General features: G+C 65.1%; 3 protein-coding genes. All 3 read right to left on the bottom strand.

Annotated features, from left to right (window positions below):
- Window positions 1–108 precede the first annotated feature (108 nt).
- Window positions 109–1,050, bottom strand: coding sequence for an alpha/beta hydrolase (locus IAE38_RS18320; protein ID WP_201218556.1), 942 nt, complete (start codon window positions 1,048–1,050; stop codon window positions 109–111).
- 63 nt (window positions 1,051–1,113) lie between these two features.
- Window positions 1,114–12,957, bottom strand: coding sequence for a non-ribosomal peptide synthetase (locus IAE38_RS18315; protein WP_328822899.1), 11,844 nt, complete (start codon window positions 12,955–12,957; stop codon window positions 1,114–1,116).
- On the bottom strand, window positions 12,954–19,421 hold the full coding sequence (locus IAE38_RS18310) for a non-ribosomal peptide synthetase (RefSeq protein ID WP_201218554.1): 6,468 nt from the start codon (window positions 19,419–19,421) through the stop codon (window positions 12,954–12,956). Before IAE38_RS18310 ends, IAE38_RS18315 begins: the two co-directional genes overlap by 4 nt.
- Between the last annotated feature and the right edge of the window lie 9 nt (window positions 19,422–19,430).

Raw genomic sequence — 19,430 nt, 5'->3', positions numbered from 1 at the left:
CCCCCCCCCCCCCCCCCCCCCCCCCCCCCCCCCGCCCCCGCGCCCCCCCCCCCCCCCCCCCCCCCCACGATGCAGACAAGAGGGTGCAAAGCGCCCGCAAGCTGGCTCCTACAGCCGCCGTTGCAACGCCTCGGCAATCACTTCCAGCGCCTCATGTGCTTCGTCCACCAATGCATCCATGCGCATGAAGTCATGGACCATGCCTTCGTAAATGCGCTCCTCCACCTCTACCCCCGCTGCACGCAGGTGCGCGGCATAGGCGCGCCCTTCATCGAACAGCGGGTCGCATTCGGCAACCACGAAAAGCGCCGGCACACGCAGGCGCTCGGGCGTTTCGAGCAACGGCGAGAATCTTGGGTCTGAGCGGTCTTCAACGCTACGCTGATAATGCTGGTAGAACCACTCCAAGGTGTCAGCCTCCAGCAAGTGTCCGGTGGCGTAGCGCCCGACTGAATCGTGCCAGCGGCTGGCATCGGTGACCGGGTAGATCATCACCTGCAGGCGCGGCGCCACCGCCGCGTGGTTGGCTACCACCGTGGCCAGGCTGCCACCGACACTGTCACCGGCAACCGCCAGGCGCCCGGCATCAATGCCAATGCCAGGCCCCTGGTCCTGTAGCCATTGCCAGGCATCCAGGGCGTCCTCCGCCGCAGTAGGAAAGCGCCACTGCGGCGCCAGCCGGTAAGCCACCGACAACACCACGCAACCGGACAGCGCAGCCAGGGTGCGGCACAGTGCATCGTGGGAGTCCAGGCTACCGACCACGTAGCCACCCCCATGGAAGTACAGCACACCCGGCTGCAAGCGATCACGGTCGATGCCATGAGCGCGGTACAGCCGTGCGGGCAGCAGCGCGCCGTCACGGGCCGAAATCTCTAGTTCCTCAATGTGTTCAAGATCGTCGCCTCCCGCGCTCATCAGCAGCGACGATTGGTCGAACACTTCGCGGGCCAGTTCGGGGCTTGCGGCGTGCATGGCCAGGGTCTTGCCTTCGGCGCGGCCGGCTTCGACCAGCTGCAGGTAGGCAGCGATATCAGGGTTAAGGGACATGGTGCGAATGCTCCAGACCGGTCGGCGCTAGGCACGACCGGCGGTTGAGAGATTAAGGAAGGGTCAGCAGAGGGTAACTGGCAGGGTCAGGGTATCCAGAGCATTTTCGAGCGCCGCGAGCAGGGAGGCCTCACGCGGAATGTCGAAGTGCCCGCATGACAGCACATCGCCGGCCAATGGCTGGCCGATCTGGTCAGCCAGGGCTTGGCGCCCGGCATCGCGACCCTGCACCCACCAACTGACGGGTTCGACCGCCACTTCGCGGCAGCGCGGCAACAGCATTGATAACTGCTTGAGCTTCCGGGCGACCACGAACACGTTAGCCAGTTCGTCACTGCTCAGCGCCGCGTAGGCCGAACGGGCAGCCTCACTGGTATCGCGCTCGACTACCATCTGCGCCATCAAACGGCGAATGGCGTCAGGGCTTTCCGGCCCGTCTACCACCGGTACCGTGGTGCCCGGCAACATCACCCGGGAGAAGGACTGCAAGTCCTCCAGCCAGTCGTCCTCGACGCTGCAGCTGGCGGAGGGTACGAAGCTGTCGAGCAGGCCGACGAAGGCAACCTTCTGGCCCTGCGCTTCAAGCTCGGCGGCCATCAGCAGCGCCAGGGTCCCGCCCAGCGACCAGCCGGCCAGGTGGTACGGCCCCTGAGGCTGGCTCTGGCGCAGGTAGGTCACGTAGTCCCGCGCCATGCTCTCAAGCGAGTCGTCCTGCCACTGCGCGTCCAGCAGCATGCGGTTGCTGATGGCGATCAGCGTACGCTTACCATTCAGACGCCGGGCCAGTGGCTCGTAGTCGAATACGGTGCCAAACCCTGCATGCACGCAGAACAACGGCGGTACTTGCTCGACAACACGGTTGAGCGTCAGCAGCGGCGACACCGTGTCGCTGTCATCCACACCCGTCAGCTGGCCGATGGTCGGCTTCTGCACCAGGTCTCGCAGCTTCAGGTTCAGCCCCAGCGCTTTCAAACGACGCGCCTTGGCGATCACCTGCAGGCTGAGGATCGAGTCGCCGCCTAGGTCGTAGAAGTTATCTGTCAGGCCCACCCGCTCGACCTTCAGCACCGCCTGCCAAATCTCGGCTAATGCACGCTGCAGTTCGGTCTGTGGCGCGACGAAGTCATCACCCTGGGGTACGGCTTGCGGCGCTGGCAGCGCTTTGCGGTCGACCTTGCCGTTGGGGGTCAGTGGTAAGCTATCGAGCACAACCCATTGGGCAGGCACCATGTAGTCCGGCAGGCTTTGCTGCAGTTGCGCACGAAGTCCCTCGCACAGGCCCGTTGCCTGGCTGCTGGTCGCCACTACATAGGCCACCAGCTGCTTGCCGCTGCCGCCCTCGCGGGCCACCACCACGGCATCGGTCACGGTCGGCGCCTGGCGCAGGCTGGCCTCGATCTCGCCTAGCTCGATGCGGAAGCCGCGAATCTTCACCTGGTTGTCGATACGGCCCAGGTAGTCATAGATACCATCGATGCGCTTGCGCACCAGGTCGCCGGTGCGATACAGGCGGTCTCCCGGGCCGCCAAACGGGTCGGCCACGAAGCGCTCGGCGCTTTGCCCGGCGCGGTCCAGATAGCCACGTGCCAGGCCCTCACCGCCCAGGTAGAGCTCACCGGCAGCCCCCACCGGCAATGGGTTGAGGTCCTGGTCGAGGACATACCCAACCCGCGTCCCGACGCAGCGCCCGATGGGCGCGTACGCCGCACCGCACGTCTCGCCCTCGGCCGCCTTCCACAGCAGTGGCGTCACCACCGTTTCGGTCGGGCCGTAGCCGTTGATGATGTAGCGCGGCTGCAATGCCCGGCGCGCCTGGTCGTAACTGGCCTGCGGAACGGCATCGCCACCGAAGCAGTAGACCCGCACTGCAGGCGGGTTACCCGCCTGCTCGGCATGTTCGGCCAGCTGTTGCAGGTAAGCCGGCGGGAACGCAGCCACAGTCACGTCGTGGCGTTGCATGGCCTGGTAGGTCTGCTCCGCAGTCCACAGGCTGTCGTCGCGCAGCAACAGGCTGCCGCCGTGGGTCAGCGTGGTCAGCCAACGTTCGTGGGCACCGTCGAAGGCGAAAGACATGAAGTGCAGTTCGCAGTCTTGCGGGCTCATCTCGTACAGCTCGCCGATGGCCTGGCAATGCATGGCCAGCGGGCCATGGCTGACCACCACGCCCTTGGGTCGGCCGGTGGAGCCTGAGGTATAGATCACGTAGGCCAGGCTGTGAGCATGCAGCTCAACCAGCGGCGCGGTGTGCGGCTGGTCGTCCAGCACCAGGGTGTCGAGGCTCAGCACCTGCAAGGTGGCTGGCACCGGCAAGCGCGACAGCAGCGGCGACTCGGTCAGCAGCAAGGCGATGCCAGAATCCTGGATGAGGTACTCCAGCCGCTCACGGGGGTAGCTGCTGTCCAGCGGCACATAACCCGCGCCGGCCTTGAGCACCGCCAGCAAGGCAATCACCTGCCCGGCATTGCGCGGCATCGCCACGCCTACACGAATTTCCGGGCCAACGCCGCGGGCGATCAGCGCATGGGCCAGGGCATTGGCTCGCGCGTCGAGTTCGGCGAAGTTTAGCACCTGCTCGCCGACCCGCACCGCAGGGCACCCGCCCTGGCTGAGGGCAAGCTGCGCGATGCGCTGGTGCACCGGCACGAAGGTCGGCTCGTTCAGCTGCGCTGGCAAGCGGGGTGCGTCGAGCTGGGCCAGGCCCTCAGGCAGGCCGATCTCGCCGAGCAGGCGGCCCGCGTCGCTGGCTAGCACCGCCAGCAAGCCTTGCATGTTGGTGCGGATCGACGCTACCGCAGCCTCGCTGAAGTGCTCGCGCATATACATGTATTCGATCACCAGGCCTTCTTCGACGGTGACCATCAGGTCCATCGGGAAGTTGGTCACACCGGAGCTTTCCAGGTCGCCGAAGCGCAGCGACTCACCGCTCCATTCACGCAGGGTGCGGTCCACTGGCTGGTTTTCGAAGACGATTATGCTGTCGAACAGCGACTGACCACTGCGGCCCGACCAGCGCTGGATATCACTGAGCGGCGTGTACTCGTGCTCGCGCATTTCCAGGTTGTAGTCCTGCAGTCTGCGCAGCCATTGGCCGACCGACTGGCCTGGGGCGATTTCCTGGATCACCGGCAATGTGTTGATGAACAGGCCAAGGATGCGCTCGCTGTGCACCAGGCTTGCCGGGCGGCCGGCCATGGTCGCCCCGAAGGCCACGGTACGCTGGCCGCTGTAACGGCTAAGCAGCAACAGCCATGCACCTTGCACCAGGGTGTTGAGGGTGACCTGCTCGGCCTTGGCGAAGGTCTTGAGCTGTTCGGTGGCCTGGGCGTCCAAGCGGGTGTACAGCGCATGGTGGCCCTGCCCGGCCGGTTGCGCCGGGAAGCCGTTGACCAGGTAGGTCGGCTCGTCCAGGCGCGCCAGCTGGCCGCGCCAGAAGCCTTCGGCGGCGTTCACGTCCTTGGCACGCAGCCAGGCGATGTAGTTGCCATAGGCGACTACCGGCTCCAGCGTCTGCCCAGCGTAGTGTGCCAGCACCTCGCCCATCAGTTGTGAAGTGCTCCAGCCGTCGATAAGGATGTGGTGGTAGGTCCAGATCAGCTGATGGCTGTCTTCGCCCGTGCGCACCAGCACCAGCCGCTGCAACGGCGGCGCCTCGAGGGCGAAGCCGCGCTGGCGTTCGGCCTCGGCCAGCGCTGACACCCGCGTCTCGACGTTCTGTTCGCCGCGCCAGTCATAGGAGGTCAGCGGTACCGGTAGCTCGGCCATGACGAACTGCAGTGGCTCATCCAGGTCCTGCCACAAGAAACCGGTACGCAGCACCGCATGGCGATGGCTGACGGCGGCCCAAGCGGCAGCGAAGCGCTCGCCATCCAGGCCCTGCACCGGAATGCTCAACTGGTTGACATAAAGATCGGCCTCCGGGGTGTTGAGGCCGAGGAACAGCATGCCCTTCTGCATCGGCGATAGGCTGTAAAGTGCCTCGACCCGCGCATGCTCGATCGGCAGGGCCAGCACTTGCGCTTCGTTCAGGCCGTGCAGCGGCACCACCGGCACGGGTGTGGCCGGCGCGCGATCGTTGGTGTCACAGCGCAGTGCCAGCTTCTCGATGGTCTGTTGCTGGAACAGGTCTTTGGCGCTGAAGGCGATGCCCACCTGCCGGGCGCGGCTGACCAACTGAATGGAGATGATCGAGTCACCGCCCAGGCCAAAGAAGTTGTCGGTAACACCCACCTGCTCCAGCCCCAGCACGTCCTGCCAGATCTGCACCAGGCTGGCTTCCAAGGCATTGCGCGGTGCCACCCTAGCAACGGCGCCTGAACCGGTGTGCGGCCGCGGCAGGGCCTTGCGGTCGAGCTTGCCGTTGGGGCTGAGCGGCATGCGCGGCAGTACCACTGTTTGGGTCGGCACCATGTAGTCCGGCAGCTCGCACAGCAGCGCCTGGCTCAATTCGTGATGCAGTGCCTGCTGCGCAGCAGGCACATCGTCCAGCAGGCTGGCGTCGGTGGGCACCAGGTAGGTAACCAGGCGCTTGCTGCCATTGAGTTCAACGGCAAGCACCACGGCCTCGCGAACCTGCGGTTGTTCCAGCAGGCGCGACTCGATTTCGCCCAGTTCGATGCGCAAGCCGCGAATTTTCACTTGGTGGTCGGCGCGGCCCAGATACTCGATCACCCCATCGGCACGCTGACGGCAGAGGTCGCCGGTACGGTACAGACGCGTACCAGGCACGAACGGGCTGGCCAAGAAGCGCTCGGCGGTCATCGCCGGACGACGGTGGTAGCCACGGGCAAGGCCGGTACCGGCCAGGTACAGCTCGCCGGTGACGCCGACCGGTACCGGTGACAGTTCGCCGTCGAGCACATAGGTGGCCAGGTTAGCGATAGGCTGGCCGATCGGCACGGTATCGGCGCCTTCGTCACGACACGTCCAGTGGGTGACATCGATAGCCGCCTCGGTCGGGCCATAGAGGTTGTACAATCCCACCTGCGGCAGGCGCTCGAACACCTGCTGCTGGGTATCCACCTGCAATGCTTCGCCACTGCACATGATCTGCCGCAGGCTCGCGCAGCCCGAGAGTTCGGGGTGCTGCATGAAGGCCTGAAGCATGGACGGCACGAAGTGCAAGGTGGTGACCTGCTGCGCTTCGATTACCGCCACCAGGCGAGCCGGTTCGCGATGATCGCCAGGGGCCGCCATGACCAGGCGTGCGCCGGTCATCAGCGGCCAGAAGAACTCCCACACCGATACGTCGAAGCTGAAAGGCGTTTTCTGCAGCACGCAGTCGTGAGCAGCCAGCGGATAAGCCTGCTGCATCCAGTACAACCGATTGCTCAGGCCCCGATGCGGGTTGCCGGCGCCCTTGGGTTTGCCGGTGGAGCCCGAGGTGTAGATGACGTAGGCGAGGTTCTCCGGGTTGAGCTCGACGCACGGATCGGTCAGCAGGTCGCCATCGAACACCTCGGCGTAGCCATCCAACGTCAGGATGCGTACAGCGTCACCCACCGGCAACGCGACACGCAGGTGAGCCTGGGTCAGCAGCAATTCGATGCCACTGTCCTCAATCATGTAGGCCAGCCGGTCCTGCGGGTACTCAGGGTCGAGCGGCACATAGGCGCCGCCGGCCTTGAGAATGGCCAACAGGGCAATGACCATTTCCAGGCTGCGCTCGGCAGCCACGCCGACCAGCACATCCGGCCCTACCCCACGTTCCGCCAGATCGAGAGCCAAGCGGTTGGCACACTGGTTGAGCGCTTTGTAGCTCAAGCTGCGCTCACCACTGATCAAGGCAATCGCTTCGGGCTGCGCGTGGGCGTGCCCCTCGAACAGGCGGTGCACGGCGAATTCGTCGGGGTAACGCATGTCGGTGGCGTTCCACTGCCGGATGATGCGGTCGTGCTCGTCGGCTTCCAGCACTTGGAAATCACCCAGGGCACGCTCTGCATCGCCGCTCATCTGCAGCAACAGGCGCGCGATCTGGCCAAGCAGGCGCTCGACGCCGGCTTCATCGACGCAGGCGCGGTCATAGCTGATAGTGAACGACAGGGTCTGGCCCAGGTTCACCGCCAAGGTCAGCGGGTAGTTGGTTTGCTCATGAACATCGACATCGCCGAACTCCAGGCTTTGCGGCGCCCCTTCCCGCAGGGCTTGCGAGACCGGATAATTCTCGAACACCAGCAGGTTGTCGAACAGCGCCTGCCCTTCAAGGCCTGCCCAGCGTTGCACATCGAACAGCGCAGTGTGCTCGTGTTCGCGCAGGACCAGGTTGTCGTTCTGCAGAGCCTGCAGCCAGGCGCCCAGGCGTAGCTCCGGACGAATCGGGGCAATTACTGGCAGGGTGTTGATGAACAAGCCGATCTGTTGCTCGACGCCCTTCAATTCAGCCGGCCGACCCGCTACGGTGGCACCGAACACTACGGTGTCGAGGCCGGTATAACGCTGCAACAGCAGCAACCAGGCAGCCTGCACCAGGGTGTTGAGAGTGATCCGCTGCTGGCGGGCGAAATCGGCCAGCCGCTGGGTGGTGGCCTGGTCCAGCAGGCGGGAGCAGTGGCCGTGGCCGCTCAGGCCATGCAGCTTGCCAGCGGCCATGGCCGGCACCAGCCGGGTCGGCTCGCCCAGGTGGCGCAATTGCCCATCCCAGAAGGCCTTGCCGCACACCGCGTCACGTTGCTGCAGCCAGCCGATGTAGTCGCGGAACCGGCCCGGCTGACGCTGGGCGGGCTGGCCGGCGTAGTGCTGCAGCACCTCGCCCAGCAACTGTGAATTGCTCCAGCCGTCCATCAGCACATGGTGGTTGGTGTAGACCACTTGGTAGCAATCCTCGCCGGTACGCACCAGCACCAGGCGCAGCAATGGCGCCTGTGCGACATCGAAGCCGCGCTCGCGCTCGCTGACCAGTAATGCGGCCATGCTCGCCTGCTGGTCGGCCTTGTGGCGCCAGTCGTGTTCGGCGTACGGCAACTGCAGGTGCTTGCGCACCACCTGCACCGGTTGCTCAAACAGCCCGCCCCAGACAAAGCCGGTGCGCAGGATGTCGTGACGGTCGAGCATGGCCTGCCAGGCCTGCACGAAACGCTGTGGGTCAAGACCGCGCACTTCCAGGCACAACTGGTTGATGTAATGCCCGTCACCCTGCTCGTACAGACTGTGGAACAGCATGCCTTGCTGCATCGGGGACAGCGGGTAGATGTCTTCGATCTGGCCGGCCTCAAGGCCGAGGCTGTCCAGTTGCGCCTGGGTCAGGCGGGCCAGTGGGAAGTCCGACGGGGTCACGCCCTGGCTGTCAGCCTGGCAGCAGTGCTCGACCACACGCCGCAGGGCAACGCCGTAAGCATCGGCCAGGGCTTGCATGGCCGCCTGCTCGAAGCGTTCGCCACTGAAGGTCCAGCTCAGGCTCAACTCGCCGTCATAGACGCGGCCATTGACGGTCAGCCAGTTGCCCAGCGGCGCCGACGGGCTTTGCTCCTCGCCCGCCGACTCCTGCGCCGGGGTAAACAGTGCCCCCTGCTCGGCATCAAAGCTGCCGTCGAACTGGCCGAGATAGTTGAACGTCACCCGCGGCACCGGCAACGCATCGATGGCCTGCCGCACGTGCGCACCGGCCAGGTAGCGCAGCACGCCAAAGCCCAGGCCCTTGTTGGGCGCTGCGCGCAATTGTTCCTTGATGCGTTTGATCGAGCTGCCGATGTCAGCGGCCGGCGCGAGGTGCACCGGGAACACGCTGGTGAACCAGCCAACGGTGCGGGTCAGGTCGATCGCGTCATCCAGAGCTTCGCGGCCATGGCCTTCGAGCTGGACCAGCGCCGACCCATGCCCGCTCCAGTCGCACAGTACCTGGGCCAGGGCAGTCAGCAGCAGGTCGTTGACCTGGGTGCGGTAGGCCGCCGGGGCACGTTGCAGCAACTGGCTGGTGAGGTCCTTGTCGAGTACGGTGTACACGCTCACGGCGTGGCGCTTTTCCTGGCTGGCTGCCAGGTTCTTGCACGGCACGCCTTCAGGGGCGCCTCGCAGGCGTTGTTGCCAGCCTTCGAGCTCCTGTAGCAAAAGCGGGCTCTGGGCATGCGCCTGAAGCTGGGCGGCCCAGGTCTGGTAGGCACTGGTCTTGGCCGGCAGGCGCACGGTCTGGCCCTGGACGATCTGCTGGTAGGCGCTTTGCAGATCCTCGAACAGGATGCGCCATGACACACCATCGACCACCAGGTGATGCACGGCCAACAACAGCCGCTGGCTGCCATCGGGCAACGTCGCCAGCACGGCACGCACCAGCTCGCTGCTGGCCAGGTCAAGGCTGGCCTGGGCCTGGTTGGCCAACGCGTAGAGCGCCTCGAACGAGTCCGGGCTGGCCTGCCACAGCAGTTGCGGGCGCGGGCCCGTCTCGCCATGGCTGGCACTCCACACACCGTCCTGCTCGACGAAACGCAGGCGCAGGGCATCATGGTGCTCGAGCAGCGCATCCAACGCCTGGCCCAGCGCGGCAGCATCCAGTGCCTGCTGTGGTTGCAGCAGCACTGCCTGGTTCCAGTGATGGCGCTCGGCCATCGACTCGGCGAAGAACGCTTGCTGCACCGGCAGCAGCGTGATCGGGCCGGTCACCGGGCCCTGGTCGATCAGGGCGATGCCGTCATCGACCTGGGCCACCGTGGCCAGGCCTTCCACGGTCTGGTGCAGGAACAGGTCCTTGGGGGTGAAACGAATACCGATCTGACGTGCCCGGCTCACCACCTGGATGGAGATGATCGAATCGCCGCCCAGTTCGAAGAAGTTGTCGCTCAGGCCGACGCGTTCGAGCTTGAGCACGGTTTGCCAGATCTCGGCGATGCGCTGTTCCAGCTCGGTGCGCGGCGCCACGTAACTGTGTTGCAGCAGGCTGGTGTCCGGCTTGGGCAACGCCTTGCGGTCGAGCTTGCCGTTGGGGGTGACCGGGAACCGCTCGACGAACAGGATGTGCGTGGGCACCATGTAATCGGGCAGCAGCGCTTTGAGCTGGCCGCGCAGGCGCTCGGCCAGGCCTTCGCGGGCCGTGCCAGATTGGGCGATCACATAGCCGATCAGCTGTTTGCCGGTGTTGCCGTCCTGAGCCGCGACCACAGCGTCGACAACCTCGACCAACCCTTGCAGACGGGCTTCGACCTCACCGAGCTCGATACGGAAACCACGGATCTTCACTTGGTTGTCAATCCGGCCGAGGTAGTCGAACACACCATCCTGGCGCTGACTGACAAGGTCGCCGGTGCGGTACAGGCGACCGCCCCGGCCATCGAATGGGTCGGGCACGAAGCGCTCGGCTGTTAGCGAAGGCCGGTCCAGGTAACCACGGGCCAGCCCTTCCCCGCCCAGGTACAGCTCCCCCTTGGCGCCCGGCGGCAGCAGGTTCAGTTCAAGGTTGAGAATACAGGTGCGGCGATGGCCAATACGCGTGCCGATCGGTGCGTAGGCGGCCGCGCAGACATCGCTGGTCGCGGCCTTCCATATTAGCGGCGTGACCACGGTTTCGGTGGGGCCGTACCCGTTGATGATGTACTGCGGGCGCAGCACCCGCTTGACCAGTTCGAAACTGGCCTGGGGCACCGCGTCGCCACCAAAGCAGTAGACACGCACTGCCGGCGGATTGCCCTCGCGCTCCGCATGCTCGGCCAGCTGTTGCAGGTACACCGGCGGGAACGCCGCCACGGTCACACCGTGTTCGTGCATCTGCCAGCAGGTCTGCTCCGGGGTCCACAGGCTGTCGTCGCGCACCAGCAGCCGTGCGCCGTGGGTCAGCGCAGTGAGCCAGCGCTCCTGGGCACCGTCAAAGGCGAACGACATGAACAGCAGCTCGCAATCGTCGGTACGCATCTCGTAGCGCTCACCGATAGCGCGGCAGTGCATGGCCAAAGGGCCGTGGCTGACCGCCACACCCTTGGGCAGGCCAGTGGAGCCGGAGGTGTAGATTACATAGGCCAGGTTGCGCGGGTCGACGTTCACCTCGGGCGCTTGATGCGGCAACGCGCTCAGGTCGAGGCTGTCGAACAGCAACACGGCGACCTGCTCGGGTAACGGCAGTTGCGCTTGCAGGCTGGTGTCGGTAAGCAACAAGCCAATGCCGGCGTCGCCCATCAGGTAGGCCAGCCGCTCGCGAGGGTATTGGCTATCCAGTGGGACGTAGGCCCCGCCGGCCTTGAGTACCGCGAGCAGGGCCACGATCATGTTTTCGCTGCGCGGCAAGGCCACCGCTACCCGGGTTTCCGGGCAGACACCACGGGCGACGAGGGCGTGGGCCAGGCGGTTGGCCTGTTGGTCGAGCTGGGCGAAAGTCAGTGTGCGATCGCCAAACAGCACCGCTGGAGCATCCGGGGTGAGCCGCGCCTGTTCGGCGATGCGCTGGTGTACCAGCGGCGCCTGGGCATCGCTTTGTGGCTGGCCATCGAGCAGCAAGGTGCGCTGTTCGGCGTCACTGAGCAGCGGCAACGCGCCCAGGGTCTGCGCAGGGTTGGCGGCGATGCCTCGCAGCAGGTTGAGCCAGTGGTCCACCAGACGCTGGGCGGTGGCCTCGCTGAACAAGTCGGTGGCGTAGACCAGCTTGGCCGACAGCCCCTCGGGGCCTTCGACAGTGTCCAGGGTCAGGTCCAGGTGGGCGCTACGGATCTCCCACTCCAGGCTCTCCACGCTCAGGCCCGGCAACTGGCCCAGCGACTGGCTGGCGCCCTTGCCTGCGCTCTGGTGGTTGTACATCACCTGGAATAGCGGGTTGTAGCTGAGGCTGCGTTCCGGCTGCAGGGCTTCTACCAGTTGCTCGAACGGCAGCTCTTGATGCTGCTGGGCTTGCAATGTGGTGGCGCGTACCTGCGCGAGCAGGTCGAGGAAGCTCAACTCGCCATGCAGCTCGGCCTTGATGATCTGGGTGTTGACGAAGAAGCCGATCAGGCGCTCGGTCTCCACCCGGTTCCGGTTGGCCAGCGGCACACCGATGCGCAGATCCTGCTGGCCGCTGTAGCGGTACAACAGGGTGTGGAGTGAGGCCAGCAGCAACATGAACATGCTGGCACCCTGCTGCTGCGCCAAGGCTGAGAGCTGGTCGCTAAGCGCGCGGCTGATCGGCACCTGTAGGCGAGCGCCCTGCATGCTCTGCACCGCTGGGCGCGGGTAGTCGGTGGGCAGCTCGAGTACCGGCTGGATCGCGCCGAGCTGTTCGCGCCAATAGCTCAACTGGCGCTCCTGCTCGCCTGCTTCCATCCAGTGGCGTTGCCAGATGGCGTAGTCGGCATACTGTATTGGCAACGCCGGCAAGTCGAGGGAGCCACCCGTACTGAGCGCGGCATACACACGGATCAACTCGTCAACCATGATCTGCATCGACCAGCCATCGGAGACAATGTGGTGCTGGGTCAGCACCAGCACATGGTCGTCAGCAGCCAGGCGCAGCAGTTTGACCCGCAGCAACGGACCGCTGCCCAGGTCGAACGGGCGCTGGGTCTCCTCCTCCACCGCAGCGCGAATCTGCTGATCGCGCTGCACTGGGTCGACCGAGCAGGCCAGCGGCTCGGCGACGATGTTCGGTGCGCTCGGCTCGGCAATCACTTGCACCGCCTGTCCGTCGTGCTCATGGAAGGTACTGCGCAGCGGCTCGTGGCGGGCGATCAGATGGGCGAAGGCGCCCTCGAGCGCCGCAAGATCCAGGGCGCCATGCAGGCGCAAGGCACGTGGAATGGCATAGGCACTGCTGTGCGGCGCCATCTGCCAGATGAACCATTGGCGCTGCTGGGCGAATGAAAGTGGTACATGCTCAAACTGGGCACTGGTCCGGGGGATGGGCAGGTTGGCCGGGGATATGCCTTCCTGAGCCATTTTCTGCAAATAGACCCGGCGTTTTTCCAGCGGTAGCAGGATGAAGCGCTCGGCGATCTTCAGTGCAGCTGCTTTATTTTCCATCATGCTTCATCCACCTCATCCAGCAAACTTTCCAGTCGATTCAAACGGTCCGCATCCAGCACTGCGACAGGCGGCTCCAGGTGATCGACAAATTCATTGAGTACAGGGAACTGGAACATCAACTGGGGAGCGGCGCCGATACCCAGTTCCAGTTGCAGGCGCGAGAGCACGCCCATGACCAGCAGCGAATGGCCGCCCAGTTCGAAGAAGTTGTCGCCCAGCCCTACGCGCTCGGCTTTGAGCACGTCCTGCCAGATCTGCGCGACCTGTTGCTGCAGCGAGGTCTGCGGTGCCTGATAGGTGGCGCGGGCGGCATCCAGGTCGGGGGCAGGCAGGGCCTGGCGGTCAAGCTTGCCGTTGGCGGTCAGCGGCAGGGCCGCGAGGCTCACCACGTGGGCCGGAATCATGTGTTCGGGCAGGTGCTGGCGCAGGTAAGCCTGCACTCGCTCACGCAGCCCACCGACGTCGGACGGTACTACCACATAGGCCACCAGTTGCTTGCCCTGCTCGGTGTCACGGGCGACCACAGCGGCGTCGACCAGTTGCGCCATGCCGCGCAGGCAGGCACTGATTTCACCAGGCTCGACCCGGTAACCGCGGACCTTCACCTGGTCATCGATACGGCCAAGGATCTCGATCGTGCCGTGATGGATACGTACCCGGTCACCCGTGCGGTACAGGCGCTCGCCATGACTGGCCTGCGGGTCAGGAACGAAGCGCTCGGCGGTGAGCCCCGGGCGGCCCAGGTAGCCTCGGGCGAGGCTCGGCCCACCCACGTACAGTTCGCCGTGAACCCCTTCGACCACCGCTTGCAGGCTCGCATCCAGCAGTTGCAGATGCACGTTGAGCAGCGGGTGCCCCAAGGGCACGCCCGACAATTGCGCGGCCGCTGGCAACTCGGCGGCCAGCACGCCAATGGTGGTTTCGCTCGGGCCATAGTGGTTGACCACCCGGCATGCCGGCGCCAGTTGCTGGACCTGGGCCAGTAACTCGACACTACTGGGTTCGCCACCCAAAACCAGGCAGCGACGCGGCAGCATTTCGGCCGGCTTGGCCACCTTGAGCAATGATTGCAGGTGCGAAGGCACCAGCTTGATGAAGTCGATCGCCTCGCGGCTCATGTACTGCGCCATGCCTTGGGCATCCATGGCCAGTTGCTCGTCGAGCAGGTGCAGGTTGCGGCCGCTGCACAGGGCCGAAAACAAGGTGGTGTAGCCCAGGTCGGCGGCCAGGGTGGAGGCCAGCGCCATGCGCTCTACCCCTTCCAATGGCAGCACCGCCAGCGCCGAAGCCAGGTAGTCGGCCAGCGCACCCTGGCTGACCAGCACACCTTTCGGCCGGCCTGTGGAGCCGGAGGTGAAGATCACGTATGCGGCCAGCTCGGCATCGCGCGGTATGGCACTGAGCGAACCACCGTGCGGCAACTGGGCAAACGCTTCGAAGGCAAGGCCGTGCACAGCAGGCGACGTGGCGTGTTCGACCAGCCAGGAAGCCGGCCCCAGTAGCAGGCACGCCTGACTGTCTTCAAGCATCTGCCGGGTACGCGCAGGTTGTGCCCGCAGCTCTAGCGGCAGGAATGCTGCACCGGCCTTGAACACCGCCAGCAGGCCAACCACGAACTGCGCCGAACGCTCGGCGGCAATCGCCACCACACATTCCGGGCCGACACCGTTGGCTTGCAGGTGCACGGCCAGGTCCCCGGCGCGCTGGTTCAACTCACCATAGCTCAGGCGCTGCTCGCCACACACCAGCGCCAACTTGGACGGATTGGCCCGTGCCTGATCTTCGAACAGCTGCAAGGCTTGCAGTGCCTGGCTGTCATCCCGCACATCGCCTTGGCACAGTTCAGCCATTGCCTGACGCGACACCTCGCTGCCCATCTGTACGGCCCCGACCAGCTGGGCGGCATCGGCCACCATCGCTTGCAACAGGCGGCGCCAGTCGGCCAGCAGGCGCTCAGCGGTATCGCTGTCGAACTGGTCGGCGGCATACACCAGGGTGGCGATCACGCCCTCGGGGGTTTCGACAGTTTCCAGGTTGAGGTCGAACTTGGCCTCCTGAATGTCGGCGGCCAATGGCTCGATGCTCAGCCCGGATACCAGCGGCCCTTGGGCCTGGGTACCTTGGGCACGGTGGTTGTACAGCACCTGGAACAGCGGGGTATGGCTGAGGCTGCGCTCAGGCTGCAAGGCTTCGACCAGTTGCTCGAACGGCAAGTCCTGATGGTCTTGGGCCTGCAAGGTGGTCTGGCGCACCTGCTCGATCAACTGACTGAATGGCAAGCGGCCATCGACATTGGCACGTATAACCAACGTGTTGATGAATACCCCGAGCAGGCCTTCGGTTTCCTGGCGGTTGCGGTTGGCCACCGGCACACCAACGCGGATATCGTCCTGGCCGCTGTAGCGATGCAACAGCACCTGGAACCCGGCGAGCAAGACCATGAACAAGGTCGCCTGCTGACGCTGGGCGAGCTCGCGCAAGCCTTCGCAAAGCGGCGCTTGCAGTTTCAGTTCAAGCTGCCCGCCACGGTGGCTGGGCTGGGCCGGGCGCGTACGGTCGCCGGGTAGTTGCAGCACGGGCTGCTGCTCGCCCAGCTGCGTACGCCAGTACTGCAATTGCCGCTCGCGCTCACCGCCCTCCATGCGCTGACGCTGCCACAGCGCGTAGTCGGCGTACTGGATCGGCAAGGCAGCAAAGTCCGGCTCACGGCCTTCGACCTGGGCGACATAGCTGCGCACCAGCTCATCGACCATTACCTGCATCGACCAGCCGTCGGAGACGATGTGATGCTGGGTTAGCACCAGCAGGTGGTCCTGATCTGCCAGCGGCAACAGGGCTACGCGCAGTAATGGGCCATTGACCAGGTCAAACGGCTGGCGCACCTGCTCTTCGATGAAGCGGGTAACGAGCGTGCCTTCATCGGCCTGGGCATGCACCTGAATTTGCACCGGCAGCGTAGCGTGCACCACCTGGCGAACACCGTCTGCGTCATGGGCGAAGGTAGTGCGCAGCGGCTCGTGGCGGGCCACCAGGGTGCCGAAACTGACACGTAAGGCCTCGATATCCAACACGCCACGCAGGCGCAGGGCACGCGGCAGGTTGTAGGCAGCGCTGTAGGGCTGCATCTGCCAGAGGAACCACAAACGCTCCTGCGCGTAAGACAACGGCAATACACCTTCACGCGGCGCAGGGGTGATACGTGGCCCGCCGTCCGACGGCAAGGCTTCGAGCATCACCGCCTGGGCTTGCAGGGTGCTGTTTTCGAAGACCTGACGCAGGCGTGCCTCACGGCCCAACTCGTCACGAATGCGCGACACCAGCCGGGTGACCAGCAGCGAATGGCCGCCCAGGTCGAAGAAGTTGTCGTGCAGGCCGACCCGTTCGAGATTGAGCAGCGTCTGCCAGATGACAGCCAGTTGCTGCTCCAGCACAGTACGTGGCGCCACATAGGCCTGTTGCCATTGGCTGGCATCCGGCTTGGGCAGGGCCTTGCGGTCCAGTTTGCCGTTAGGCGTCAGCGGCATGGCCGCTATGAACATTACGTGCGCCGGCACCATGTACTCCGGTAACTGTGCCTTGAGCCGGCCTTTGAGTTGCTCGCGAACGGCATTCTGGGTGACGCTGTCGGCCTGGGCCAACGCCGGGTCGTGCGCCACGACATAACCCACCAACTGGTCACCACCGATGCCCGGCTGGGCGACCACGACCACCTCGCGTACCACCTCGCAACCCAAGAGGGCCGACTCGATCTCGCCCAATTCGATGCGAAAACCACGGATTTTCACTTGATGATCTGCGCGACTGATGTATTCGTACTCGCCGCCAACGTTCAGCCGCGCCACGTCACCGGTGCGGTACAGCCGCTCGCCCTGGTTGGAGAACGGGTTGGGCAGGAAGCGCTCGGCAGTGAGCGAGGCGCGGTAGAGGTAACCGCGGGCCAAGCCCTGGCCGCCGATCATCAGCTCACCTGCCACGCCCTCTGGTACCGGGCCAAAGTCGGCACCGACCACATGCAGCTGAGTGTTGCCGATCGGCTGGCCGAGCAGCGGCCGTGGGTGCTCGATGTCCAGCCGGTAGCGCGCCGACCAGATGGTGGTTTCGGTCGGGCCATAGAGGTTCCAGACCGGGCCAATGGCCTCCAGCAGGCGCGCCGCCAACTCTGGCGCAAGGGCCTCCCCACCGCACAGGCATTTGCAGCCAGCAAGTGCCTGGGTGTCGCCGTGGTCGAGCAGCATGCGCCAGGTCGACGGCGTAGCCTGCAAGGCCGTGACGGACCAGCGCCGGGCCAGCGCCAACGCGGCCGACGGGTCCTGGGCGATGTCCTTGCCGGCCAGCACCACCTGGGCGCCGCAGGTCAACGGCACGTACAGCTCCAGGCCGAAGATGTCGAACGAGAAGGTGGTCAGCGACAACATTCGGTCAGCGGCGTCCAGGCCAGGTTGCTGCGCCATGCTGGCGACGAAGTTAGCCAGAGCATGGTGGCTGATCACCACCCCTTTGGGGTTGCCGGTAGAGCCGGAGGTATAGATCACATACGCCGCTGAGTCGGCGGGCAGGTTCGGCCGCGGGTCGTCCAGTGCTACCGCTGCCGGGGGCAGACGGTCCAGGCACAACAACTGCGGGCCACGGCCTTCGAAGCGCGGAGCCAGGGCTTGGTGGGTCAGCAGCAGGCCCATGTTGCTGGCCTCGATCATGTAGTCTAGGCGCGCCTGTGGGTAGGCTGGGTCCAGGGGAATGTAGGCACCGCCCGCCTTCAGGATGGCCAGCAGGCCGACCACCAGGTCAACCCCGCGCTCGACCGACAGGCCCACCATCACCTCAGGGCCAACGCCCAGGGCAATCAGCCGATGGGCCAACTGGTTCGCGCGTAGGTTCAGTTCGGCGTAGCTCAGTACCTGCTCGGCAAAGGCCAGTGCCGGGGCATCCGGGGTACGTGCCGCCAGGGCGGCGAACTGCTGGTGCACCGGCAACGCCGGTACCGCCATGGGCGTGGCGTTGTTACCGTGAACAAGCTGTTGCCAGTCGGCGGCGTCGAACAACGCCAAGGCGTCGACCCGTTCGGCAGGGTTGACCAGCAGGCCCTGCAGCAGGTTCTGCCAGTGGCGGCCGAGACGCTGAACCGTGGCGGGGCTGAACAGGTCGGTGGCAAACACCAGGGAGGCACCGATACCGCCGGGGGTTTCCACGGTTTCCAGGGTCAGGTCGAACTGCGCGGTGTGCTGGCGGGCGTCGTAGTTGCTCACCTCAAGGCCCGGCAAGCGGGTGACCGAGGCTTCACCGACTTCCTGGCCACGGTGGTTGTACATGACCTGGAACAACGGGCTATGGCTCATGCTGCGTTGTGGCTGCAGCAGCTCGACCAACTGTTCAAATGGCAGGTCCTGGTATTCACGGGCTTGCATGGTTGCCTCACGCACTTGGGCGAGCAACTCGGTGAAGGGTCGGCTGCCATCAACCACCGCGCGCAACACCTGGGTGTTGACGAAGAAGCCGATCAGGCCTTCGACCTCAGGGCGATTGCGCCCCGCCACTGGCACACCGACGCGCACATCTTCCTGGCCGCTGTAGCGGTACAAAAATGCTTGGAACGCGGCCAGCAGCAAGGTGTACAGCGTCACGCCTTCGCGCCGGGCCAGGTCTTTGAGACCTTGGGTCAACGCTTCTGAAAGCTGGAAGTCCAGCCGGTCGCCGCGATAGCTCATGGCCTGGGGTCGAGGGAAGTCGGCAGGCAGTTCCAGCACCGGCTGGGTGCCGCCGAGACGTTGCTTCCAGTAGGCCTGCTGGCGATCACGCTCCCCGGCGTCCATCCAGCTGCGCTGCCAAAGGGCGTAGTCGGCGTATTGCACCGGCAATGCCGCCAGCGCAGCTGTGCTGCCCGAGACACGGGCGCTATACAGTTTGATCAGCTCGTCGATCATGATGCGCATTGACCAGCCATCGGAAACGATATGGTGTTGCACCAATGACAACACGTGTTGCTGGTCACCCAGACGCAGCAACTTGACCCGTAGTAGTGGCCCCTCACGCAAGTCGAAGGGCTGTTGCTCATGGGCCTCGATCAGCTCGGCCAAACTTGCCGGGTCGCCCACTGCCTGGTGCTCGACCTGAATGCGGCCCTGAGCGTCGACGTGCTGCACTGGCTGGCCGTCGACCTCGGCAAAGCGGGTGCGCAGCGGCTCGTGCCGAGCGACCAGCTCGTCGAAGGCTGCCTGCAAGGCATCGCTGTCCAGGGAGCCTTGCAGGCGCAGTACCGACGACATGTTGTAGGCACTACCGTCAGGGTCCAACTGCCAGAGAAACCACAGACGTTCCTGCGCATAGGACAAAAGCAGCGGCTGGGAGGCATCACGCTTGAACATCGGCGCTATGCCGAACAGATTGATCCCTTTCCTCCCGAGCATCACGGCGAGGGCTTTCCTCTCGGTCAAGGACAGCCCTTCCACCGACTCGATCAACTTTTGCACGCGCACCCC

Origin of the sequence: Pseudomonas sp. S32 (assembly GCF_016648095.1) — a bacterium.
Taxonomy (GTDB): Bacteria; Pseudomonadota; Gammaproteobacteria; order Pseudomonadales; family Pseudomonadaceae; genus Aquipseudomonas; species Aquipseudomonas parafulva.
The sequence above is the reverse complement of the archived record's forward strand: the minus strand, read 5'-3'. Positions and strand labels throughout refer to the sequence as shown.

Coding starts and splice junctions, on each gene's coding strand:
- IAE38_RS18320 (WP_201218556.1), bottom strand. CDS start 1,050: ATGTCCCTTAACCCTGATATCGCTGCCTACCTGCAGCTGGTCGAAGCC.
- IAE38_RS18315 (WP_328822899.1), bottom strand. CDS start 12,957: ATGATGGAAAATAAAGCAGCTGCACTGAAGATCGCCGAGCGCTTCATC.